At 72.4% G+C, this 24131-nt stretch carries 18 protein-coding genes; 2 read left to right on the top strand and 16 right to left on the bottom strand.

Translation table 11 applies throughout. The features are described 5' to 3' along the window. Positions 1-232: 232 nt before the first annotated feature. A complete protein-coding gene (locus ADK64_RS11765; protein WP_053657852.1) occupies positions 233-925 on the bottom strand; it encodes a metal-dependent transcriptional regulator in 693 nt (230 codons plus the stop codon). A gap of 306 nt (positions 926-1231) precedes the next feature. Between ADK64_RS11765 and ADK64_RS11770 the strand changes: the two genes are divergently transcribed. After that, positions 1232-1987 (top strand): SIS domain-containing protein, encoded by a 756-nt coding sequence (locus ADK64_RS11770; RefSeq protein WP_053657854.1) that lies wholly within the window; start codon positions 1232-1234, stop codon positions 1985-1987. Between the two features lie 14 nt (positions 1988-2001). Here ADK64_RS11770 and ADK64_RS11775 read toward each other — a convergent pair whose 3' ends face one another. Both ADK64_RS11775 and pdxH read right to left on the bottom strand, forming a co-directional pair. Continuing rightward, positions 2002-3420, bottom strand: a complete 1419-nt coding sequence (locus ADK64_RS11775) for a PAS domain-containing protein (protein WP_053657856.1) — start codon at positions 3418-3420, stop codon at positions 2002-2004. 480 nt (positions 3421-3900) lie between these two features. Then, positions 3901-4587: a pyridoxamine 5'-phosphate oxidase gene (pdxH, locus tag ADK64_RS11780; protein ID WP_053657858.1), complete on the bottom strand. Its 687-nt coding sequence runs from the start codon at positions 4585-4587 to the stop codon at positions 3901-3903. A gap of 184 nt (positions 4588-4771) precedes the next feature. Here pdxH and ADK64_RS11785 point away from each other — a divergent pair, with 184 nt between their 5' ends. Then, the gene (locus tag ADK64_RS11785) at positions 4772-5872 is read left to right on the top strand and encodes a citrate synthase 2 (protein ID WP_053657859.1); all 1101 of its coding nucleotides are present in this window, start codon (positions 4772-4774) and stop codon (positions 5870-5872) included. Positions 5873-5979: 107 nt separating this feature from the next. On the opposite strand, the gene ADK64_RS11790 is transcribed toward ADK64_RS11785, so the two are convergent. From ADK64_RS11790 to ADK64_RS11845, 13 genes are all read right to left on the bottom strand, one after another. Further along, a complete protein-coding gene (locus tag ADK64_RS11790) occupies positions 5980-7014 on the bottom strand; it encodes an isopenicillin N synthase family dioxygenase (RefSeq protein ID WP_053657861.1) in 1035 nt (344 codons plus the stop codon). Between the two features lie 270 nt (positions 7015-7284). After that, positions 7285-7884 carry a TetR/AcrR family transcriptional regulator gene (locus ADK64_RS11795; protein WP_053657862.1) on the bottom strand — a complete coding sequence of 200 codons (600 nt, stop codon included), beginning with the start codon at positions 7882-7884 and terminating at the stop codon, positions 7285-7287. A gap of 4 nt (positions 7885-7888) precedes the next feature. Continuing rightward, a complete protein-coding gene (locus tag ADK64_RS11800) occupies positions 7889-8626 on the bottom strand; it encodes an enoyl-CoA hydratase family protein (RefSeq protein WP_053657864.1) in 738 nt (245 codons plus the stop codon). Further along, the gene (locus ADK64_RS11805; protein WP_053657866.1) at positions 8623-10191 is read right to left on the bottom strand and encodes a 4-coumarate--CoA ligase family protein; all 1569 of its coding nucleotides are present in this window, start codon (positions 10189-10191) and stop codon (positions 8623-8625) included. Before ADK64_RS11805 ends, ADK64_RS11800 begins: the two co-directional genes overlap by 4 nt. 40 nt (positions 10192-10231) lie before the next feature. Continuing rightward, the gene (locus ADK64_RS11810) at positions 10232-11422 is read right to left on the bottom strand and encodes an acyl-CoA dehydrogenase family protein (protein ID WP_053657868.1); all 1191 of its coding nucleotides are present in this window, start codon (positions 11420-11422) and stop codon (positions 10232-10234) included. A gap of 7 nt (positions 11423-11429) precedes the next feature. Beyond that, a complete protein-coding gene (locus ADK64_RS11815) occupies positions 11430-13283 on the bottom strand; it encodes an acetyl/propionyl/methylcrotonyl-CoA carboxylase subunit alpha (protein WP_053657869.1) in 1854 nt (617 codons plus the stop codon). A 5-nt stretch (positions 13284-13288) separates the two neighbouring features. Further along, complete coding sequence (locus ADK64_RS11820; protein WP_053657871.1) at positions 13289-14887, bottom strand: acyl-CoA carboxylase subunit beta; 1599 nt, start codon at positions 14885-14887, stop codon at positions 13289-13291. Then, a complete protein-coding gene (locus ADK64_RS11825; protein ID WP_053657873.1) occupies positions 14884-16560 on the bottom strand; it encodes an acyclic terpene utilization AtuA family protein in 1677 nt (558 codons plus the stop codon). The genes ADK64_RS11820 and ADK64_RS11825 overlap by 4 nt, the downstream gene beginning before the upstream one ends. Next, positions 16557-17351, bottom strand: coding sequence for a TIGR03084 family metal-binding protein (locus tag ADK64_RS11830; protein ID WP_053657875.1), 795 nt, complete (start codon positions 17349-17351; stop codon positions 16557-16559). The genes ADK64_RS11825 and ADK64_RS11830 overlap by 4 nt, the downstream gene beginning before the upstream one ends. A 192-nt stretch (positions 17352-17543) precedes the next feature. Continuing rightward, positions 17544-18518, bottom strand: coding sequence for an EamA family transporter (locus tag ADK64_RS11835; protein ID WP_053657878.1), 975 nt, complete (start codon positions 18516-18518; stop codon positions 17544-17546). Between the two features lie 105 nt (positions 18519-18623). Beyond that, positions 18624-20684, bottom strand: coding sequence for an ABC transporter ATP-binding protein (locus ADK64_RS11840; protein ID WP_053657880.1), 2061 nt, complete (start codon positions 20682-20684; stop codon positions 18624-18626). A 98-nt stretch (positions 20685-20782) separates the two neighbouring features. Then, complete coding sequence (locus ADK64_RS48400; RefSeq protein ID WP_267888542.1) at positions 20783-20914, bottom strand: hypothetical protein; 132 nt, start codon at positions 20912-20914, stop codon at positions 20783-20785. Positions 20915-21101: 187 nt separating this feature from the next. Then, the gene (locus ADK64_RS11845) at positions 21102-24053 is read right to left on the bottom strand and encodes an FAD-binding and (Fe-S)-binding domain-containing protein (RefSeq protein WP_053657882.1); all 2952 of its coding nucleotides are present in this window, start codon (positions 24051-24053) and stop codon (positions 21102-21104) included. Positions 24054-24131 lie beyond the last annotated feature (78 nt).

The raw sequence follows: 24131 nt of genomic DNA on the forward strand, positions 1-24131 counted from the left end.
CTCATTGAGACTATCGAATACTCATTCGAAAAATCCGTCTCCGCGGACAACACCCCTCATTCGAGTGACACCCCTCGAGGAATGATCGCCGCCGCCGAGGGGATCTTTCTGGCGGGAGGCGGACCGCTCGGGGAAAAACGGTCCGAGGGGATGACCCTGGGAGCTCGGGGCTCCGGGTCAGCACAGGGGAGGACAGGCCCCGGCGCCGCAAGGCGCCGGGGCCCTCTGCCGCTCAGCGCTTGGCGACGAACACATGGGAGGCGACGTCCGCCTCCAGCTCGGCGGCCTCACCGCCGCTGCCCACCAGCACACCGCCGGCCGACTCCGTCACGCTCACCACCGAGCCGGGCTGCACGCCCGCCCGCCGCAGCGTGTACATCAGCTGGGCGTCGGTCTGGATCGGCTCGCCGATACGGCGGACGACGACCGTCTTGCCGTCCGCGCCCGCGTCGAGGTCGGCCAGCGAGACCATGCCCTCGTCCAGGAACGGGTTGGCGCCGTCCTTCTCGCCCAGCTCCTCCAGGCCCGGGATCGGGTTGCCGTACGGCGACTCGGTCGGGTGCCTCAGCAGCTCCAGGACCCGGCGCTCCACGGCCTCGCTCATCACGTGCTCCCAGCGGCACGCCTCCGCGTGGACCTGCTCCCACTCCAGGCCGATCACATCGACGAGGAGGCACTCGGCCAGCCGGTGCTTGCGCATCACGCGCGTCGCCAGCCGGCGCCCCTCGTCCGTCAGCTCCAGATGGCGGTCGCTGGCCACCGCCACCAGGCCGTCGCGCTCCATCCGCGCCACCGTCTGGCTCACCGTCGGCCCGCTCTGGTCGAGCCGCTCCGCGATGCGGGCGCGCATGGGCACGACGCCTTCCTCTTCGAGCTCGAGGATGGTGCGGAGATACATCTCCGTGGTGTCGATCAGTCCGGACATACGTGCCCCTCGATTACCTCTGCCGGAAGTCCGGCGCGTGCGCTGGCCCTGACACTCAATTCTGCCGGATCCCACTGACAAGCGGGGGCCCCCGGAAAAACGAGGGCCCGCGAGGGCGGCCACCGTCGCGTCCGGACCCGCCGCCCGACCGCGTGTCCGCCCTGGCCTCCCGCGCCCACGCGGCGGCAGCCGCACTTCCGGTCCGGTCCCGCGCACCTTCGGGGTGCTCTCCCCCGGCCGTATTGACACCACACTGGTCCAGACCGCACGGTGATCCGCGACACAGACGCTGCGAAGGGGCACCGCATGAGCGACGGCACGCCTGCCGACCTGTTCTTCGACGCCGCCATCAACCTGCTGCAACGGGTCCGCGAGGAGGAGGCCGAGTCGATCAGGGCGGCCGGCACCCTGCTCGCCGACACCGTCGCGGCCGGCGGCCGCCTGTTCGCCTTCGGCGCCGGGCACTCCTCGCTGGCCGCCCAGGACGTCGTCTACCGCGCCGGCGGCCTCGCCCTGATGAACCTGCTCGCCGTGCCCGGCGTCGTCGGGGTCGACGTCACCCCGGCCACGCTCGGCTCCGCCCTCGAACGCGTCGACGGGCTCGCGAGCGCCGTCCTCGACACCTCGCCGATCCGCACCGGCGACGCCCTGGTGATCATCTCCCTGTCCGGCCGCAACGCCCTGCCCGTCGAGATGGCTCAGGGCGCCCGCGCCCTCGGCGTGAAGGTCATCGGCGTGACGTCGGTGGCGTACGCGGCCGAGACCAGTTCCCGGCACGCCTCGGGCACCTTCCTGAAGGACCACTGCGACCTCGTCCTCGACTCGAAGATCGCCGTCGGCGACGCGGAACTCACCCTCGACACCATCCCGGCCCCCTTCGCCCCCGCCTCCACGGTGGTCACCACCGCTCTGCTCCAGGCCGTCATGGCCACCACCGCCGCCACCCTCGCCGACCGGGGCATCGAGCCCCCGCTCCTGCGCTCGGGGAACGTCGACGGCGGCCATGAGTGGAACGGCCGGGTGATGCGGGAGTACGGGGACCGGATCTTCTATCGGCACTGATCTGTGCTGATCGGCTAGTCCGCGTCCTTGCCGCGCACCGCGTCCGCCAGGTCCAGCGCAGCCGCTATGCGGACCGCCACGTCCTCCGCGTAGGCCGTGTCGGTCCGCTCGAAGCGGTGGCGGCCGGACCCGCGCAGGAAGGTCACCACGCCGAGGGTCTGCCCCCGGCTGCGCAGCACGGCGCACAGGGCGTGCACCGAGTCGCCGGGCCACTGCCGGGCCAGCGCCCACTGCCGCGCCAGCTCCGCCGGGACCGACCCGGCGTCCGCGCGGACGGTACCGGCCCGCTCCACGCACTGCACCGCCGGGTGCCCCGCCGCATAGCGCACGGGCAGCCCGGCCGCGCCGGTGAGCTGGCTCGGCCCCGGCGCCCCGGCGGGCGTCGCGGCGAGCCGCACCAGCCGTACGGCGCTCTCGGCGGCGTCCTCGTGTCCGTCCGCCCGCGCGGGCCGTGCCACGCGGTCGATCAGCGCGTGGTCGGCGAAGCCGGCGAGCGCGAAGTCGAGGTGGACGGTGGCCGCCTCGGCCGCGTCCTCGCACTCGGCGGCGGCGCGGGCGGCACGGTGCAGCTGATGGGAGCGGAAGCGCAGCAGGGCACCCTCCTGCTCGCCCTGCTTGACCTCCGTGACGTCCTGGAACAGCCAGCCCACACCGAGCGGCACCGGTTCCTCCGCGAGCGGCGAGGCCAGCCGCACGAATCCGCTCCGCCAGCAGCGCCGCTTCTCTCCTTCCGCAGTGCGCAGGCTCACCCACATCTCGGCGGGTGCGGGCGGCGCGCCCTCGGCCAGGACGTGTGTGAGCGCGGCCTCCAGCTCCTCCACGCCCTGCGCGAGCAGTTCGCCGAGCGGTCTGCCCAGCGCGGACGTACGCCCGATGCCGAGCGCACGGGCCGCGTGCGCGTTCACCACCGCCGGCCGCAGATCGGCGTCGACGAGGACGACACCCCACGCCGCGTCCTCGAACAGCGCCTCGCTCAGCGCGATCGACCGCTCGAGATCGATCTGCGCGTGCACCTCGCTGAACGCGCAGTACAGCCCGGCGGGCTTGCCGTCGGGACCGCGTACGGCGGCGGACTGCGTGCGCACGAGCACCCGCCCGCCGTCCTTCGTGACCAGCGCGAACTCGTGCACCTGCCGGCCCGGCGCGTGCATGGCCGACATCAGCCGGGCCTGGACCTCCTCGGCGTCGGCGCTGCGCACCGCCCAGCCGGCGAACCCGTGCCGCCCGACCGCCTCGGCGGCCGTCCACCCGAGGATCCGCTCGGCCTCCCGGTTCCAGTGCGTCACGACCCCGTCGGCGTCGAAGGCGCACAGCGCCGCGTCCATGCCGTCGAGCAGTGCGGCGAGCAGATCGGAGCCCCCGGACTCACCTGGCTCACCGGGCTCTTCCGGCCCCAGCTCATCAGTGGTCCCACTCCGCCGGGAAGCACTCACCTGGACCCCCTGGAGGCTGCGTCGGCGCCCGGGCGGCGCGCGGTTCGCTCACTGCCCCTCATTCAACTGGAACGTGACACAGCACACATCCTGTTCCCCAAGATTGAAGGAACAAGATGACGGCATCCACGCCGACGCCCCGCGCCGGCCCGTTCGCGTGCAGGGCCGCCCCGAAATCCCGCAAAAAAACAGTTGAGCGGCCGCCGACGGCTTCCTAGTGTGTGGGGTACACGAGAAGGGAGGTGGTTCGGCAGATGTATGAGAACCGGACGCGTGAGGTGGCTGCGGGCTAGCGGCCCGTCACCACATCCAGTGCGGTGCCGGACCAGCACGTGACAGACACGTGCAGCCGGCCCAATCCCAGCAGTCACCCGACCCGCGAGCTCGCCGGTACGTCCGGCCGGCTTCTCCGCCGAGAGGCGGAGGACCCGAGCTCGCGGGTCGTCTGCGTTTCACGCGGAGACCCCGGAGCCCGGGTGCTCAGGGACTCAGCCGCTCCACCGTCCACCTGCCGTCGGCCCGTGCCGTGTAGCGCAGGCGGTCGTGGAGGCGGTTCTCGCGGCCCTGCCAGAACTCGATCGTCTCGGGGGTGATGCGGAAGCCGCCCCAGTGCGGGGGGACCGGGACCTGTTCGCCCTCGGGGTAGCGGGCCTCCAGTGCGGCGTAGGCGGTGTCCAGGTCGGTGCGGGAGGTGATCACCGTGGACTGGGCGCTGGCCCAGGCGCCCAGCTGGGAGCCGTGCGGGCGGCTGCGGAAGTAGGCGGCGGTCTCGTCGCGGCCGGTGCGGCGGGCGGTGCCGGTGACGGTGACCTGGCGGGCGAGCGGGTGCCAGGGGAAGAGCAGGGAGATCTGCGGGTTCTCCGCGAGGTCGCGGGCCTTGCGGGAGTCGTAGTTGGTGTAGAAGACGAAACCGTCGGTGTCGTACTGCTTCATCAGGACCGTGCGTGAACTGGGCCGGCCCGTGGCGTCCGCGGTGGAGACGACCATCGCGTTGGGTTCGTAGAGCGTGCCGTGCAGGGTCGCGCGGGCGGCGTCCTCGAACCAGCGGGCGAACTGGTCCATGGGGTGTGTGGCGAGGTCCTGCTCGGCGAGGCCCTCGGCCCGGTACTGCTTGCGCATGGCGGCGGGGTCGAGGACGGGATCCAGGAGGGGTTCGCGGTCGGTCACGCGGTCATCTTGCCGTACCTGCCGTCGAGGCCGTCTCGAACAGGCGTGGCACTCAGTGTCGTTCGGTCTCCCGATCTGTGGCACTGGGGGATATCGTGCTGGTTCCCTTGCGGTTTGGGTGACCACCGGCCGATCGGGGCATCACCGGGGTGACCGCCGCCGACACATCACGAGGAGCCGCCTGATGTCCGATTTCGTACCCGGACTCGAGGGAGTCGTCGCGTTCGAGACGGAGATCGCCGAACCGGACAAGGAGGGCGGCGCCCTGCGCTACCGGGGCGTCGACATCGAGGATCTGGTCGGACACGTCTCGTTCGGGAACGTGTGGGGGCTGCTGGTCGACGGCGCCTTCAATCCCGGTCTGCCGCCCGCCGAGCCGTTCCCCATCCCGGTGCACTCCGGTGACATCCGCGTGGACGTGCAGTCTGCGCTGGCCATGCTCGCCCCGGTGTGGGGGCTGAAGCCGCTGCTCGACATCGACGAGCGGCAGGCGCGGGACGATCTCGCGCGGGCCGCCGTGATGGCGCTGTCGTACGTCGCCCAGTCCGCGCGTGGGCAGGGGCGGCCGATGGTGCCGCAGCGGGAGATCGACAAGGCGCGGTCCGTGGTCGAGCGGTTCATGATCCGGTGGCGGGGGGAGCCGGACCCGAAGCATGTCGCCGCCGTGGACGCCTACTGGACCTCCGCGGCGGAGCACGGGATGAACGCATCGACGTTCACCGCGCGGGTGATCGCCTCCACCGGGGCCGATGTGGCCGCCGCGCTGTCCGGGGCGGTCGGGGCCATGTCCGGGCCGCTGCACGGGGGTGCGCCGTCGCGTGTGCTCGGGATGATCGAGGAGATCGAGCGGACGGGGGACGCGGAGGCGTACGTCAAGCAGGCGCTCGACCGGGGTGAGCGGCTGATGGGGTTCGGGCACCGGGTGTACCGGGCGGAGGATCCGCGGGCGCGTGTGCTGCGGCGTACGGCGCGGGAGTTGGGGGCGCCGCGGTTCGAGATCGCGGAGGCGTTGGAGAAGGCCGCGCTGGAGGAGTTGCACAATCGGCGGCCGGATCGTGTGCTCGCGACCAACGTGGAGTTCTGGGCGGCGATCATGCTGGACTTCGCCGAGGTGCCGGCGCACATGTTCACGTCGATGTTCACGTGCGCGCGTACCGCTGGGTGGTCGGCGCACATTCTTGAGCAGAAGCGCACCGGACGGCTGGTTCGGCCTTCTGCGCGGTATGTGGGGCCCGGGCCTCGTCGGCCCGAGGAGATCACCGGGTTTGCGGATATCGCCCGCTGAGAGGGGTGGTGGGGGCGCGTGGGCGGCTGCGGCGTGCGTGGTGGCTGCTCGCGCAGTTCCCCTCGCCCCCGCGCCCCTGGGGACAGGGCCCCTTCGGGGCCTGCCTCTCATGCCGTAGCCAGCAACTCCGCGTGATGCCGTTCCGCCGCCAGCGGATGCGCCCTCAGTTTGCCCTTCAGTTCGTTGTAGCCGTACTCGGCGTACAGGGGGTTCGAGGGGTCGGTCGTGATGCCCGGGGCGTCCGAGGCGTGCGGGAAGGGCAGGGGGGATATGCGGGCGTCCAGGCGGGGGTTGTAGAAGAAGGGGACCGAGAAGCGTTCCGTCGCTCCGGGTGGGCTCACCACACGGTGGTTGGTGGCGAGGAGATAGCCGTTGGTCGCGACCTCCAGGAGTTCGCCGAGGTTGACCACGAAGGCGCCCTCCACGGGCGGGACGTCGTGGAAGAGGCCGTCCTCGCGGTGGACCTGCAGGCCGCCGACCTTGTCCTGGAGGAGCAGGGTCAGGAAGCCGTAGTCCTTGTGGGCACCGACGCCCTGGTCGGTGCCGTCGCCCGCGCTGCCGGGGTAGCGGACGAGTTTGAGGTGCGGGTGGGCGTGGGTGCCGAAGACCGGGTCGTAGAAGCCGGGCGGGGCGCCGATGGCGGTCAGGAGTTCGTGCAGGAGGCGGGCGGCGACCGCGCTCAGTCTGTCGATCCAGGCCAGGGCGGCCGTGCGCAGCTCGGGCAGGGCGGCCGGCCACTGGTTGGGGCCCTGGAGCCACCAGTACGGCGGCTCGTCGGGACCGGGGGCGCGGGTGGGGCGTTCGGCGCCGATGTCGAGCTGGTCGCGCCAGTCGCGGGAGCCGGCGGTGCGCTCGTCTCCGGTGCGGGTGTAGCCGCGGAAATGCGGGGAGTTGACGTTGTCGAGGGCGAGCCGGTCGGCCTCGGGGAGGGCGAAGAAGGCGCGCATGGCGGTGAGCAGCGCGTCGGTCTCGGCCGGGGTCACGCCGTGTCCGACGAGCTGGAAGAAGCCGACGTCGTGGGCGGCGCTGTGCAGTTGGGCGTGGAGCAGGGCTCGGGCCTGGGGGCCGCGGTCGGCGGCCGACAGGTCGATGACGGGGAGCTGGTCGTACGACGGGGTCGTCGTCACGGTGTGCGTGGTCATGGATGCGTCCACAGGGGTGTGTGGGCCACGGGCAGGCCGCCGAGGGTAGGGCGGCGCCCAGGATGCCGTAAGAAGAGGGAGAAAAGGGGGCTGAATCAGGCCGAAGGCCGACAGCCCATGCTCGTGACGCGCACGTAGTCCACGTGGCGGCGGCGAACGAGCATCGGAAGCATGGGGCAAGGGTACTGCGCCCCGCGGGATACGGATGTGGCCTGGTTCACGCCCTTGGCGGCCATGTCACGAACCGTGGCCGGCCCCACTGACAACGGCTCAGTCCAGAGCCTGTTCCAGCAGGTCGGCCCACTGGGCGACGACCCGTTCGCGGCGCGCGGTGTCGTCGGTGAGGAGGTTGGCGAGGCCGAGGCCGCGGGCCATGTCGAGCAGGCCCTGGACGGTTTCGCGGACGCCGGGGCGGGACTCGTCGGCACCGAGGAGTTCGACGGCGATGCGATGGCTCTCGCGGCCGACGCGGGCCTCCAGCTCGGTCACGCGCGCGCGGAGCTGGTCCTCGTTGGAGGCGGCGACCCACAGGTGCAGGGCGGCGCGGAAGAGGGGGCCGGTGTAGAGGCCGACGAGGGCCGCGACGACGGCCCGGCGGTCGGCGGCGCCGTCCGGGAAGAGCGCCCTGAGTGCGGTGGAGCGCTCTTCGGCGACGTATTCGACGGCCGCGGTGAACAGGTCCTCGCGGGTCGGGAAGTGGTGCTGGGCGGCGCCCCGGGAGACGCCGGCGCGTTCGGCGACGACGGAGACGGTGGAGCCCGCCCAGCCGTGTTCGGCGAGGCAGGCCACGGCGGCTTCCAGGAGCCGCTGCCGGGTGGCCCGGCTGCGGTCCTGTTTGGGCGCGCGGTCGCGTTCCGCCGTCGTGCTCATCCGGTCACACCACCCATGCCGCGTCCCGCTTCTCCAGGAAGGCCGTCATCCCCTCCCGGGCCTGGCCGGAGGCGAACAGCCGGGCCGAGAGCGCGGTCAGGTCCGCCGCGTCCCGGTCGAATGTTTCCAGCACCCTAGCCGTGAGCAGCCGTTTCGTCTCGGCCAGGGCCTGTGGCGAGGAGCGGCGCAGGCCGTCGAGGAGCGGGGCGAGGGCCTCGTCCACGTCGTCGGCGGTGATCGTCAGGAGGCCGGTGCGGACGGCCTCGGCCGGGTCGAAGCGCTCGCCGGTGAGGTAGTAGCGGGCCAGGGCGCGGGGGTCGGCGCGGGGGATCACCGGCAGGGAGATCACTGCGGGGGCGACTCCGATGCGGACCTCGGTGAACGCGAAGGTGGCCGTGGTGGAGGCGGCGGCGATGTCACAGGCCGCCACGAGGCCGAGGCCGCCCGCGCGGACGTGGCCGGTGACCCGGGCGACGACCGGTTTGGGCAGTTCGACGATCTGCCGGAGCAGTCCGACGAGGGCGTCCGGACCGGGCGGGTCACGCAGGTCGGCGCCCGCGCTGAAGGTGTTTCCGGTGTGGGTGAGGACGATCGCCCGTACCTCCGGGTCCTTGGCGCAGTCGGCCAGGGCGTTCGCCAGGTCGCGGACGAGGGCCGCCGAGAGGGCGTTGCGGGTGTCGGTGGCGTCGAGGCTGAGGGTTTCCACGGCACGCGCGTGCGTGCGGCCGATCGGTGTGCTCACGTGTGCTCCCGGAGTTCGCGGCGCAGGATCTTGCCCGAGGCGGCGCGCGGAACGGTGTCGATGAACGTGATCGCGCGGACGCGCTTGTACGGGGCGACGCGTTCGGCGACGTAGAGGAGGATCTCGTTCTCGGTGAGGTCCTCGGTGGTGGGGCGGCGGACGACGAAGGCGTGCGGGACCTCGTTGCCGTCGTCGTTGTAGGCGCCTATGACGGCGGCGTCGGCGATGCCGGGGTGGGTGAGGAGCAGGGCCTCCAGTTCGGCGGGGGCCACCTGGAAGCCCTTGTACTTGATGAGTTCCTTCACGCGGTCGACGACGAACAGCCAGCCGTCGGCGTCGACGTGTCCGACGTCTCCGGTGTGCAGCCAGCCGTCGGCGTCGATCAGGGCGGCGGTGGCGTCGGGGCGGCCGAGGTAGCCCTTCATCACCTGGGGGCCGCGGATCAGGATCTCGCCGGGCTCGCCGGCGGCGAGGTCCTTGTCGGGGTCGTCCAGGGAGACGATCCGCATCTCGGTGCCGGCGATGAGCCGGCCGACCGTGCCGGCGGGGGCGTCGTGCAGACGGTCGAGGGGGACGACGTGGGTGCCGGGCGACAGTTCCGTCATGCCGTAGGCCTGGCCGATCGGGGGCAGTCCCAGGCGGGCGGAGCAGGCGCGGGCGAGGGCGGCGTCCAGTGGGGCGGCGGCGCTGATGACGTACCTCAGCGAGGACAGGTCGTAGTGCGCGACCGCCGGGTGTTTGGCGAGGGCGAGGACGATCGGCGGGGCGACGTACAGGCCGGTGATGCGGTGGTTCTGGATGGCCGCGAGGAAGGTCTCCAGGTCGAAGCGGGGCAGTACGACGACCGTGGCGCCCTGGCGCAGGGGTGCGTTCATCAGGGCGGTGAGGCCGTAGATGTGGAAGAACGGCAGGACGGCGAGGATGCGTTCGCCGGGGGCCATGGGGGCGGCGGGTTCGAGCTGGGCGAGGTTGGTGGCGATCTGCCGGTGGGTGAGCATCACGCCCTTGGGGACGCCGGTGGTGCCGGAGGAGTACGGCAGCGCGGCGACGTCCTCGGTCGGGTCGATGACGGGGTGCGGCTCGGGGGCGGTGCCGGCGAGCATGTCGGTCAGGGAGCGGTGCCCGCTCGCGCTGTCACAGACGAAGATCTCCCGTATGCCGCCTGCGAGTTCGGCGGCGCGGCGGGCCGTGCCCAGCAGGGGTGAGACGGTGACGATCCAGCGGGCGCCGCTGTCGCCGAGTTGTTTGGCGAACTCCTCGGGTGTGGCGAGCGGGTGGACCGTGGTGACGGAGGCACCCGCGCGCGTGGCCGCGTAGAAGGCGGTCGGGAAGGCGATCGTGTTGGGGCTGTGCAGGGCGAGGACGTCGCCCTCGCGGACGCCCGCGTCGGCGAGGCCGGCGGCGATGCGCCGGTGGAACCGGTCCACCTGTGCGTACGTGAGCGTGGTGCCGTCCGTGCCGTCGACGAGGGCGGGCCGGTCGCCGAAGCGGGCGGCGTGGCCCAGGACGGCCTCGTGGATGGGGAGTCGTACGGGCGGAACGTCGGCGTACTCGCTGCGGAACACGGTTCCTCCAAGCGGCTGCTGCGGCTCAGTACGGCTCGGCTCAGTACGACTTGGGCAGGCCGAGCGTCTGGTGGGAGACGTAGTTGAGAATCATCTCCCGGCTCACCGGGGCGATACGAGCCACGCGCGAGGCCGTTATGAGCGAGGCGATGCCGAACTCGCGCGTGAGGCCGTTGCCGCCGAGGGTGTGCACGGCCTGGTCGACGGCTTTCACACAGGCCTCACCGGCCGCGTACTTCGCCATGTTGGCGGCCTCGCCCGCGCCCATGTCGTCACCGGCGTCGTAGAGGCGGGCCGCCTTCTGCATCATCAGCCGGGCCAGTTCCAGGTCTATGTGTGCCTGCGCCAGGGGGTGGGCGATGGCCTGGTGGGCGCCTATGGGGGCCTTCCACACAGTGCGGTCGCGGGCGTACTCGATCGCCTTGGCGAGGGCGTAGCGGCCCATGCCGATCGCGAACGCGGCGGTCATGATCCGTTCGGGGTTCAGTCCGGCGAACAGCTGGAGCAGGCCGGCGTCCTCTCCCCCACTGCCGAAGGTGTGGGAGGGGCCCCCGCCGACGAGGGCGTCCGCGGGCAGCCGTACGTCGTCCAGGACCAGCTCGAACTGCTTCTCGGCAGCGTTGAGCTCCATGTCGATCGGCCGCTTCTGGAAACCCTCCGCGTCCGTCGGCACGATGAACAGGCAGGGCTTGAGGCGTCCGGTGCGGGCGTCCTCGGTACGGCCGACGATCAGGACCGCGTCGGCGATGTCGACACCGGAGATGAAGACCTTGCGGCCGGTCAGGAGCCAGTCGGTGCCGTCACGGCGGGCCGTGGTGGTGATGCGGTGGCTGTTGGACCCGGCGTCGGGTTCGGTGATGCCGAAGGCCATGAGGCGGGTGCCGTCGGCGATGCCGGGGAGCCACGCCCGTTTCTGGGCCTCGGTACCGAAGCGGGAGATGACCGTCCCGCAGATGGCGGGTGAGACCACGAGCATGAGCAGGGGCGATCCGGCGGCACCCAACTCCTCCAGCACGATGGAGAGTTCGGTGATCCCGCCGCCTCCGCCGCCGTACTCCTCCGGCAGGTTCACGCCGAGGTAGCCGAGCTTGCCGGCCTCGGACCAGAGTTCGGCCGGCGGCTTTCCTTCGGCGACCGTCCGGACGAGGTAGTCGCGGCCGTAGCGCTTGCCGAGGGCGGCCACGGCGGATCGGAGGGCCTTGTGTTCTTCGGATTCGACGACGGACGTCATGGGGCTCCTAGGAAGAGAGTTCCTCGACTACGGCCAGCAGCGTTCCCGGTTCCACCTGCTGTCCGGCGGAGACCGGGAGGGCACTGAGCGTGCCCGCGACCGGTGCCGAGATCTGGTGCTGCATCTTCATCGCCTCCAGCCAGATCAGAGGCTGTCCCGCCGCGACGGGCACCCCCTCCTCCAGCCCCTCTGCGATGCGGACGACCGTGCCCGGCATCGGGGCGACCAGCGAGCCCGGGGCCAGCTGGGCGGCCGGGTCGGGGAAGCGGGGCAGGGCGGCGAGACGGGTGGTGTTGACATGGACCTGGTCGCCGTACACGGAGACCTCGAACCGGCGCTGTACGCCGTCCACTTCGAGTACGACCACACGCGCGCCCGCGTGCACGACGCGCACCCCGTCCGCCGTGAGGCCCTCGCGCGTGTGCCGGTAGCGGACCTCGTGCTCCTCCCCCGCCAGCTCGTACCGCCTGACCTGCGGTTGCGACGGCAGGTTGCGCCAGCCGCCGAAGCGGGAGCGGCCGTGGGCGGCGGCGAGGGCGGCGGCGAGCGGGGCGAGGGGATCGGGGGCGGGCTCGGTGAGTTCGGTGAGACGGCGGTCGTAGAAGCCGGTGTCCATGCGGCCGGCCGCGAACTCCTCGTGGCGCAGGGAGCGTACGAGCAGGTCCCTGTTGGTGACCGGGCCGTGGAGTTCCGCCCGCTCCAGGGCGCCGGCGAGCCTGCGCAGCGCCTCCGCGCGCGTGGGGGCGTGGGCGACGACCTTGGCGAGCATCGGGTCGTAGTGGACGCCGATGGTGTCGCCGTCGGTGTAGCCGGTGTCCAGGCGGACGCCGGCGGATACGGCGAGCCGGTGCAGGGTGCCGGTCTGCGGGGCCCAGTCGCGGGCGGGGTCCTCGGCGTACAGGCGGGCCTCGATCGCGTGCCCACGCGCGCGGGGCGGGTTCTTCGGGAGGGCGTGGCCCTCGGCGACGCGGAGCTGTTCGGCGACCAGGTCGAGGCCGAACAGCTCCTCCGTGACGGGGTGTTCGACCTGAAGGCGGGTGTTCATCTCCAGGAAGTGCGCGCGACCGTCGGCGACGAGGAACTCGACGGTGCCGGCGCCCACGTAGGCGACGGCGCACGCGGCCTGCACGGCCAGCGCGTACAGATCCTCCGTGAGCCCCTCGGAGAGCCCGGGCGCCGGGGCCTCCTCGATGACCTTCTGGTGGCGGCGCTGGAGGGAGCAGTCGCGGGTGCCGAGCGGCCAGACCGTGCCGTGGGTGTCGGCGAGGATCTGCACCTCGACATGGCGGCCGTGCTCCAGGTACGGCTCCACGAAGACCTCGCCGTCACCGAAGGCGCTCGCGGCCTCGGCTCGCGCGCCCTCCAGTGCAGCGCTCAGCTCCTCCAGACGGCGCACGATCCGCATCCCGCGCCCCCCGCCGCCCGCGGCCGCCTTCACCAGGACCGGCAGGTCGGCCTCGGTGACCTCGGCCGCGTCGAGGGGCGCGATCCCCATCAGTTCCTTGGCGCGGGTCTTGGAGGCCATGGCCTCGATGGCCTCGGGGGGCGGGCCGATCCAGGTCAGGCCGGCGTCGCGGACGGCGCGGGCGAAGCCGGGGTTCTCGGAGAGGAAGCCGTAGCCGGGGTGCACGGCGTCCGCGCCGGCGGCCAGCGCCGCCTTCACGATCAGGTCACCGCGCAGATACGTCTCGGCGGGCGCCGCTCCCGGCAGCCGTACGGCCGTGTCGGCCACGCGCGCGTGCAGCGCACCGGCGTCGGCGTCCGAGTGCACGGCGACCGTCCGGATTCCGAGCTCACGGCAGGTGCGGACGATCCGGCAGGCGATCTCGCCCCGGTTGGCGACGAGCAGTGTCGAAATCATGGGTCTCACATCCGGAAGACGCCGAAGCCACCGCGCGCGCCCTCGTAGGGCGCGGTGTGGAGGGCGGACAGACACAGGCCGAGGACGGTGCGGGTGTCGCGCGGGTCGATGACGCCGTCGTCGTACAGCCGCCCGGACAGGAACATCGGCAGCGACTCGGACTCGATCTGCTGCTCCACCATCGCGCGCAGGGCCGCGTCCGCGTCCTCGTCGTACGGCTGCCCCTTCGCCGCCGCCGACTGGCGGGCGACGATGGAGAGCACTCCGGCGAGCTGCTGCGGGCCCATGACGGCGGACTTGGCGCTGGGCCAGGCGAACAGGAACCGGGGGTCGTAGGCGCGCCCGCACATGCCGTAGTGCCCGGCGCCGTAGGACGCGCCCATGAGGACGGACAGGTGCGGGACCTTCGAGTTGCTGACGGCGTTGATCATCATGGCGCCGTGCTTGATGATCCCGCCCTGCTCGTACTCCTTGCCGACCATGTAGCCGGTGGTGTTGTGCAGGAACAGCAGCGGGATGTCGCGCTGGTTGGCGAGCTGGATGAACTGGGCGGCCTTCTGCGACTCGGCGCTGAACAGGACCCCTTGGGCGTTCGCCAGGATGCCGACCGGGTAGCCGTGCAGGCTCGCCCAGCCGGTCACCAGGCTCGCGCCGTACAGCGGCTTGAACTCGTCGAAGTCGGAGGCGTCGACGATCCGGGCGATGACCTCGCGCGGGTCGAAGGGGATCTTCAGATCGCCCGGGACGATGCCCAGCAGCTCCTCGGAGTCGTACTTCGGCGGCTCGGCCGGGCCCGGGTCCGGGTACGCCTTGTGGTGGTTGAGACGGGCGACCACGCGGCGGGCCTGGCGCAGGGCGTCCGGCTCGTCCACGGCGAAGTAGTCGGCGAGGCCCGAGACGCGCGCGTGCATCTCCGCGCCGCCCAGGGACTCGTCGTCGCTCTCCTCGCCGGTGGCCATCTTCACCAGCGGCGGTCCGCCGAGGAAGACCTTCGCCCGCTCCTTGACCATGATCACGTGATCGGACATGCCGGGGACGTAGGCGCCGCCGGCGGTGGAGTTGCCGAAGACGACGGCGACGGTCGGGATGCCGGCGGCGGACAGCCGGGTCAGGTCGCGGAAGATGGCGCCGCCCGGGATGAAGATCTCCTTCTGGGAGGGCAGGTCGGCGCCGCCCGACTCCACCAGGCTGATGCAGGGCAGCCGGTTGGCGAGCGCGATGTCGTTGGCACGCAGGGCCTTCTTCAGCGACCAGGGGTTGCTGGCGCCACCGCGCACCGTCGGGTCGTTGGCGGTGATCAGGCACTCCACGCCCTCGACCACACCGATGCCGGTGACCAGCGAGGCGCCCACAGCGTAGTCGCTGCCCCAGGCGGCCAGCGGGGACAGCTCCAGGAAGGGGGTGTCGGGGTCGAGCAGCAGCTCGATCCGTTCCCGGGCGAGCAACTTGCCGCGCTCGCGGTGCCGTTGGATGTACTTGGCGCCGCCGCCCGCGAGCGCCTTTGCGTGCTCGGCGTCGAGTGCGGCGAGCTTGGCGAGCATGGCCTCGCGGTGCGCCCGGTGGTCGGGGCCGCCCGGGTCCAGGGCCGACGTCAGGGTGGTCACAGCAGGGTCTCCGGGATGTCCAGGTGGCGAGAGCGCAGCCATTCGCCGAGGGCCTTGGCCTGCGGGTCGAAGCGGTGCCGGGCGGCGACGCCGGCGCCGAGGACGCCCTCGACGACGAAGTTGACCGCGCGGAGGTTCGGCAGCAGGTGCCGGGTGACGGGCAGGTCCCGGCTCTCGGGGATCAGCTGCCGGAACCTTTCGGCGGTCAGCTCGTGCGCGAGCCACCGCCAGGCCTCGTCGGTACGGGCCCACACCCCCACGTTGGCGTTTCCGCCCTTGTCCCCGCTGCGGGCCCCGGCGACCAGCCCGAGCGGCGCCCGCCGGGTCGGCCCGGGCACAAGGGGCTCCGGGAGGGCCGGTTCCGGTACGGCGTCCAGGGGCTGGGTGTCCTGGGGCAGGGACACAGGTACCCGACGTCCGTCGTAGAGGACGGCCATATGGTCGACACCACCATGGGGTGTGTACACATCCTCGAAGACCCCATAGGGGGAGGCCTTTTCGGGTGGGGAGAGCACATGGAAGCCCGGGTAGCTGGCGAGTGCCAGCTCCACGGCGGCTGCGCCCAGGGCCCGCCCCACGACCCGCTCGTCCGGATCCCGTACGACGAGCCGCAGCAGAGCGCTGGCCGTCTCCTCGGTGGGGGCGTCGGCGCGGTCGGTCCGGACGAGTTCCCAACGGACCTCTTCCGGCGGCGACTTGGCGAGGGCGTCGGACAGCTGGTCGCGGACGAGGGCGGCCTTGGCCTCGATGTCGAGTCCGGTGAGGACGAAGACGACCTCGTTGCGGAAGCCGCCGAGCCGGTTGACTCCGACCTTGAGCGTGGGCGGCGGTGCCTCGCCGCGCACGCCCTCGATCCGCACCCGGTCCGGCCCGTCCTGGCGCAGCCGTACGGTGTCCAGCCGGGCGGTGACATCGGGTCCGGCGTACCGGCCGCCGCCGGTCTCGTAGAGCAGCTGGGCGGTGACCGTGCCGACGTCGACCAGGCCGCCGGTGCCGGGGTGCTTGGTGATGACGCTGCTGCCGTCGGAGTGGATCTCGGCGAGCGGGAACCCGGGCCGGCGTACGTCCCCCTCGGTGAAGAACGCGTAGTTGCCGCCGGTGGCCTGGGTGCCGCACTCCAGCACGTGCCCGGCGACGACGGCGCCCGCGAGCCGGTCGTACTCCCCGGGCCGCCAGCCGAAGTGGGCGGCGGCCGGCCCGGTGACGAGGGCCGCGTCCGTCACGCGCCCGGTGACGACGATGTCCGCGCCGGCCCGCAGACACTCGGCGATGCCGAAGCCGCCGAGGTAGGCGTGGGCGGCGAGGGCGTCGGGCCGGGAGGCGGTGAGGTCGTCGCCCTCGACATGCGCGACCCGCACACCGATCCCCAGCCGGTCGGCCAACTCCCTTACGGCCGCGGCCAGTCCGGCCGGGTTCAGGCCTCCGGCGTTGGTGACGATGCGCACGCCCCGCTCATGGGCGAGCCCGAGGCAGTCCTCCAGCTGGCGCAGGAAGGTGCGGGCGTATCCGGCGCGGGGGTCCTTCAGCCGGTCGCGGGCGAGGATCAGCATGGTGAGTTCGGCGAGATAGTCGCCGGTGAGGACGTCGAGTTCGCCGCCGGTGAGCATCTCGCGCAGGGCGCCCGCGCGGTCGCCGTAGAAGCCGGAGAAGTTGCCGATGCGGAGGGCTTTCACCGGGTGTCTCCCTTCGGCCGGCGTCCGGCGCCGGGCGGACCCGCGAAGGCCTGGGCGATGTCGAGCCAGCGGTCGGCGTCGGGGCCCACGGCGGTCAGGGCGAGGTCGGCGCGGTGGGCCCGTTGGGTGACGAGGAGGCAGAAGTCGAGGGCGGGGCCGGTGACGCGCTGCGGTGCGCCCTCGGGGCCGTAGGCCCACACCTCACCCGAGGGTGCCGTCAGTTCGATGCGGAAGTCGTCGGCGGGCGGGGTGAGGCCGTGCACGGTGTGGGCGAAGTCGCGGGTACGAATCCCGAGCCGGGCCACATGTCGGAGCCGGTCGGTGGGTGTGCGGACCACACCCAGCGCGTCGGCGATGTCCAGGCCATGGGCCCAGGTCTCCATAAGACGGGCGGTAGCCATAGAGGCGACCGACATGGGTGGGCCGTACCAGGGGAATCGGGCATCCGGTGGTGCGGTGCGCAGGGCACGGTCGAGGCCGGCGCGTCCGGTCCGCCAGGCGGCGAGGAGGTCGACAGGCGAAAGGCGGGAACCCTCCTCCGCGCCCTCGTCCACGAAGGAGTCCGGGGCGGCGAGCGCCTTCTCGACCAGGGCGCGGAAGCCGTCCGCGTCGGTGGCGGCCAGCAGGGCCGAGCGGTCGGTCCAGGCGAGGTGCGCGACCTGGTGGGCGACGCTCCAGCCGGGCGCGGCGGTGGGCAGTGTCCATTGCGCGGGGCTCAACTCGGCGACGAGCAGGTCGAGTTCCTCGCTCTCGGCACGCAGGTCGTCGATGACGGGCGTCGGGTCGGCCATGAGGGGAGCATGGCAGTGGGGGTGGAAACAATCAAGCGTGCTTGCATGAATTTGGCCTCCATGACCCCCCGCGACCGCACGCGGTCGGACACCCCGGGGATGGAGCGGTCACCCTCCCCCTCCGGACCGGGATCCGGCTGGCGGTGTCGCGCCCCCTCGGCCGGCCCCGCCGTCACCGGGCAGACCGGGCCGTCAGGCCTCCGGTGCCGGCTCCACGCGGGCCTTGCCTCGGCCTATCTGGGTGCGGACCGCGCCGATGCTTGCCGCTATGACCAGGGTGATGGCGGCAGCCTCCGTCCAGGACAGGGCCTGGCCGAGGATGAGGAAGCCCGCTGTGGCGGCTATGGCCGGTTCCAGGCTCATCAATATCGCGAAGGTGGAGGCGGGGAGGCGGCGCAGGGCCAGGAGTTCGAGGGTGTAGGGCAGGACCGAGGAGAGCAGGGCCACCGCCGAGCCGAGGGCGATCGTGGTGGGGTCCAGCAGGCGGGTGCCCGCCGAGGCCATGCCCACGGGGAGGAAGAGGAGCGCCGCGACCGCCATGGCGAGGGCCAGGCCGTCCGCCTGCGGGAAGCGGCGGCCCGTACGGGCGCTGAAGAGGATGTAGATCGCCCACATGGCGCCGGCACCCAGGGCGAATCCGACACCTGTGGGGTCCAGATCGCTGAAGCCTCCGCCGCCCAGCAGGAACACGCCGAGCAGGGCCAGTCCAGCCCACACCGCGTTGATCGCCCGGCGGGAGGCCAGGACGGACAGGGCCAGCGGGCCGAGGACCTCCAGGGTGACCGCGGGGCCCAGCGGGATGCGGGCGACCGCCTCGTAGAAGAGGCCGTTCATCGCGCCCATGGCGATGCCGAACGCGATGACCGTGCCCCAGTCGGCGCGCGAGTGGCCGCGCAGTCGGGGGCGGCAGACCACGAGGAGGACGACCGCCGCCGCGAGGAGACGGAGCGTGACGACGCCGAGTGCGCCGGCGCGGGGCATCAGCGTCACCGCGAGCGCGCCGCCGAACTGGACCGAGATGCCGCCCGCCAGCACCAGACCGACCGGCCCGAACGAGCCGGAGCGGCGTGGTGCTCCGTCCGGGGCGACCGGGGTCGGCGCGGCGGTGCTGGAGGCGGTCGGGGCGGGGGTCACGGGCAGTCCTGGGGCTTGATCGAGTACGTCCATCGCGATGTACTACCAGGTCCAGGGTAATGGACTTCGACAGGAGCGTGAACCCTTTAAGGGACTGTCCCGGATGATGGGATCCGGTGCTGGGACCGGGCACCGAGGTCAGCTGCCCGGCCAGGCCTCCTCGTCCCGGAACAGGGGGCGGCCGTCCGCGAGGGAGACCGGTGCGTTTCCGTACGCCTGATGGCCGGGCTCGGGCCAGGTCGCCGCGGGGGCGTACGGCTCGGGCCGGGACGGGGGGTGGGACTCGGGACGGGGGTGGGGCCAGGTCGTCGCGTACGGCTCCTGACCGGGGGCGTATGCGTACCCGGCGGGCGGTGTCGGCGTCGGCGTCGGCGTCGGCTGCCGGTCCTCCCACAGCGGCATGCGCAGCTCGCCGGTGTCCATCACCGCGTTGTTCTGCGAGCGGTGCAGCCGGGCGTACGCGCCGCCCCGGGCGAGGAGTTCCTCATGGCGGCCGGTCTCCACGATGCGGCCCCGGTCCACGACGAGGATGCGGTCGGCGTCGGGGGCGAGGTTGAGATCGTGGGTGATCATGATCGTCGTACGGCCCGCCATCAGGCGGCGCAGCGGCTTGACGACGCGGCGGGCGGCCATCGCGTCCAGGCCCGTCGTCGGCTCGTCCAGGACCAGGACCGGGGCGTCGCGCAGGATGGCGCGCGCGATGGCCAGGCGCTGGAGCTGGCCGCCGGACAGACGGGCCGAGTTGGGGTCGACCCGGGTGTCGTAGCCGTCGGGGAGTCTGAGGATGAACTCGTGGGCGTCCGCCGCCCTCGCCGCTTCCTCGATCGCCTGATGGCTGGCGCCGGGGCGGCCGCAGGCGATGTTCGCGCGGACCGTGTCGTGCAGGACGAGGGTCTCCTGCGGGAGGAGCGTGACGTACGCGCGCAGGCGTGCGAGGGGGAAGTCCCTGAGCGGTACGCCGTCCAGCAGGATCTGGCCGGTGTCGGGGTCGTAGAAGCGGAGCAGCAGTTTGGAGACCGTGGACTTTCCGGCGCCGCTCGGGCCGGTGACGATCACCAGTTCACCGGGGCTGACCGTGAAGGAGAGGCCTTCGAGGGCGGTCTTGTCGGCGCCCGGGTAGCGGAAGGCGACGTCGCGGACCTCCACCCGGCCGTCGGGACGGCCGGTCTCCGTGCCGCGCCGGGGGTCGGTGACCGAGGGGCGGACGTCGAGGATCTCGATGAGCCGCTCGGCGCCCGCCGTGGCGGCGGTGATCGTGAGGCCGAGCTGGGCGAGGCCGCGCACGGGCGGGTAGAGGTAGCCGAGGAAGGCGGCGAAGGCGAGCAGCTGGCCGAGGGTCATGCGGCCGGTGGAGATCTCCCAGGCACCGATGCCGATCACCGCGAGCACGCAGACCGTCTCGATGACCTGGACGAGTTGCTCGTAGGCCTCGTTGAGGCGGGTGGAACGGACCGAGGCGCGGAACCAGGCGCTGGCCTCCTCGCCCAGCCGGCGGCGCTCGGCGTCGCGGCGGTCGTAGGCTTGGGTGAGCACGATGTTGCCGAGGGATTCCTCGACCACCGAGGTGATGGCGCCGTCGGCGACCCGGCCCGCGCGGGAGACGTCCTTGATGGAACCGGAGAAGCGGCGGGCGGCCAGCCAGAACAGGGGCGCGAGGACGAAGGTGGCGGCGGCCAGGTCCCAGCGCAGCCAGAACGCGGCGGCGGCGTAGAAGAGGGCGGAGAAGGCGGCCGAGGCGGCGCCGACCAGACCGGAGACGACCATCGTCTCGATCGCCTCGACGTCGCTGGTCAGCCGAGAGAGCAGATCGCCCTGGCGGTGGCGCTGGAAGAAGTGCGGGGGCAGCTGCTGGACGTGGTCGAAGACGTGCTCGCGCAGCCGCATCACGAAGCGTTCGGTGGCCCAGGCGGCGAGGGAGTTGCCGGCGTACGCGACGAACGCGCCGACGACGGCGACGCCCAGCCACTTCACGGCGGGCGCCCAGAACGCGGCCAGTGATCCCTTCTCCAGGGCGTGGTCGGTGAGTTCGCCGAAGAGCAGAACGGCCTCGGTCTCGGCGAGCGCGGCGATCACCGTGCACAGCCAGACGACGAGCAGCCATTTTCTCAGCCCCTTGGTCAGCGGCCAGAAACGGCGGAATGCTGTCCGGGCGGGAATGGTCGGGGTCTCGTACTCGAATTCATCACCCTCGTCCGTCATGCGAATCCCTTCTCGATTCCGTTCCGGATCACCTTTCTGAAATGAAAAACCAAAGGGGCCGACGGTGCACCATCGACCCCTTTCAATTCAGCCTCGGATTACTGGTCCTGGCCGGGGAACGGCTTGGGCAGCGGCTTCGGCGCGTGCTTCTTCGGCTTCGGCTTCGGCGGCGGGGGGAGCTGCTTCGACTTGGGCTTGGGGGGCAGCGGGGCAAGCTTCTTGAAGCTCATTCCGACTCCTAGTGTTTCGCAGTTCTGGTATTTCGAGAATTCCGCGTCCGGCTCCCGACATCGAAGAACCTACACGTCTCCCGACAGCCCGAACGGCAAAGTTGGCAAAGGGGCGCTGTGAGTACCTTGGTGATTCCTGAGAGACCCGCGCGAAGCTGAGAGTTCTCTTGTGAAGCTGAGTGCGGCCTTATGATCCCGGGCCCGCGCCCCGGTCGGCTCTGGCCTCTTTCGTCGGCTCGTCCAGCGCCTCTGCCAGCACCTCCGCCAGATGTCTCCCCCGCACCCCGGCCAGCTGCTCCAGCTGCGTGCGGCAGGAGAAACCGTCCGCGAGGACCAGCGTCTGCTCGGATGCGTCCCGGACCGAGGGCAGGAGCTGTTCCTCCGCGCAGGCGCGGGAGACCTCGAAGTGGCCTTTCTCGAAGCCGAAGTTGCCCGCGAGGCCGCAGCAGCCCCCGCTCAGCTCGCCGGTGAGGCCCGCGGCCTCACGCAGTCGGCGGTCGGGAGTGTCGCCGAGCACCGCGTGCTGGTGGCAGTGGGTCTGGCCGGCGACCGGGCGGTCCACGGCGGGCGGGGTCCAGTGCGGTGCGTGCCGCTCAAGAGCCTCGGCGAAGGTGAGGACCGACGAGGCCAGCTCGGCCGCGCGCGGGTCGTCGGGCAGCAGCTCGGGCAGGTCGGCGCGCAGGGCCGCAGCGCAGCTCGGCTCCAGGACGACGACCGGGAGCCGCGCCCGCAGCACCGGCTCCATCAGGTCCAGCGTGCGGCGCAGCACCGCTCGGGCTCGGTCCAGCTGGCCGGTGGAGACATACGTCAGACCGCAGCAGACCCGGGCCCGGCGGGCCGTGAGCAGCGCGGCGGCCGACCTGCCCGGACCGGCGCCGAGCGCTCCCCCGCGCGGCAGCAGCGTCGGCGGCAGGGCCACGCGCAGCCCGGCCCCCTCCAGCACCCGCACGGCGGCCCGGCCCACGGACGGAGACAGATGCTCGGTGAAGGTGTCCGGCCACAACACGACCAGGGGCGCTGTGCGTCGGCCCGCTCCCGGACCGCCCGGGTCCCCCCCGACCGGAGCCCCCACGCCTCCGGCGACCCCCCGCCTGCGCCACCAGGCAGTGAACGTCTGCCCCGCCAGCCGGGGAATCTCCCGTTCCGCCGCGATGCCCGCCAGGTGCCGGCCCGCGCGGGCCAGCGGTCGTAGCGATGCGAGCGCGTTGAGCAGCGGGGCGGTGCGGGTGCGGGCGATCCGGTTCAGCCACTCGGGGAGGCGGCCCATGCTGTGGTGAGCGGCGGGGCGGCGGCGGCCGGCGTAGTGGTGGTGCAGGAACTCCGCCTTGTAGGTGGCCATGTCGACGCCGACCGGGCAGTCCGAACGGCAGCCCTTGCAGGACAGGCACAGGTCGAGGGCGTCGCGGACCTCCGTGGACCGCCAGCCGTCGGTGACCAGTTCGCCCGCCAGCATCTCGTGCAGCAGCCGGGCCCGGCCGCGCGTGGAGTGCTCCTCCTCACCGGTCGCCCGGAAGGAGGGGCACATCACGGCGGGACCGGAAACGGTCGTCGTACGGCACTTGGCGACGCCGACGCAGCGGCGGACGGCCGCGCGGAAGTCGCCGCCGTCGGCCGGGTAGCCGAAGGCCACGTCGACCGGGCCCGGCGGCAGGACGGCGAAGCGGAGGTTGGCGTCCAGTGGGGCCGGGCGGACCAACATGCCGGGGTTGAGCAGGTCGTCGGGGTCCCAGAGCGCCTTGGCCCGCTCGAAGAGCCGGACCGTCTCCGCGCCGTACATACGCGGCAGCAGCTCCGCGCGGGCCTGTCCGTCGCCGTGCTCCCCGGACAGCGAGCCGCCGTGCTCCACCACCAGGTCGGCCAGTTCCTCGGAGAAGCGGCGGAAGCGGCCGACGCCGGCCTCGGTGAGCAGGTCGAAGTCGATGCGGACATGGATGCAGCCGTCGCCGAAGTGGCCGTACGGAGTGCCGCGCAGGCCGTGGGCCGACAGCAGGGCCCGGAAGTCGCGCAGATAGGGGCCGAGGCGGGCGGGCGGCACCGCGCAGTCCTCCCAGCCGGGCCAGGCCTCGGAGCCGTCGGGCATACGGGTGGCCGTGCCGCTCGCGTCCTCGCGGATGCGCCACAGGGCCCGCTGCGCGGCCGCGTCCGTCACCACCAGGGAGTCCACCACCTCGGCCGCGCGGACGATCTCCTGCGCACGCGCGCGTGCCTCGCCCGCCGACCGGCCGCCGGTCTCCACGAACAGCCAGGCCCCGCCCCGCGGCAGTCCGGCGGGCGAGCGCACCAGGTCGGCCGCCATGCCCTCCACCGTCAGCGGCCGGTACGGGAGCAGGCCCGCGGCGGCCTCGGCCGCGTCGCCCTCGTCGCCGTACCCCAGCACGGCGAGGGCACGCGCGCGGGGTGCCTCCACCAGCCGTACGACCGCTTCCGTGAGCACCCCCAGCGTGCCCTCCGAGCCGCAGAAGGAGCGGGCCACGTCGGCGCCCTTCTCGGGCAGCAGGGCATCGAGGGCGTAGCCGGAGATACGGCGGGGCAGGTCGGGGAAACCGGTGCGCAGCCGCGCCAGATCCCCCTCCACCAGTCCCCGCAGCCCCTCCGGCGCCCCGGCCCAGTCCCGTCCGAGCCGCAGCCGGTGCCCGCGCGCGGTGATGACGGACAGCTCGCGGACACTGTCCGCGGTCGTCCCCCAGGCCACCGAGTGGGAGCCGCACGAGTTGTTGCCGATCATCCCGCCGAGCGTGCATCTGCTGTGCGTCGAGGGGTCCGGGCCGAAGCGCAGTCCGTGCGGGGCTGCGGCCTCCTGGAGCCGGTCCAGGACCAGGCCGGGCTGGACGACGGCCGTGCGGGCCGCGGGATCGATCGACAGCAGGCCGTTCATGTGCCGCGTGAAGTCCAGCACCACGCCCGTGCCCGTCGCCTGCCCGGCGATCGACGTACCCCCGCCGCGTGCCACCACCGGTACCCCGCGCGCCCGGCACACCTCCAGCACGGCGGCCACGTCGTCCGCGTCCCTGGGGGCCACGACCCCGAGCGGGACCCGCCGGTAGTTCGACGCGTCCATGGTGACCAACGCCCGGGAGGTGGTGTCGAAGCCCACCTCTCCCCGGACGACCCTGCGCAATGCCTCGGCAAGATCTGTCATGCGTCCAGGATGCATCCGCTCACGCACAGTCACGGCGAGTTTTCCACAGCCTCGCCCATATCGTCGTACTAATTCACA

It is taken from the genome of Streptomyces sp. MMG1121 (genome assembly GCF_001280015.1).
Classification (GTDB): domain Bacteria; phylum Actinomycetota; class Actinomycetes; order Streptomycetales; family Streptomycetaceae; genus Streptomyces.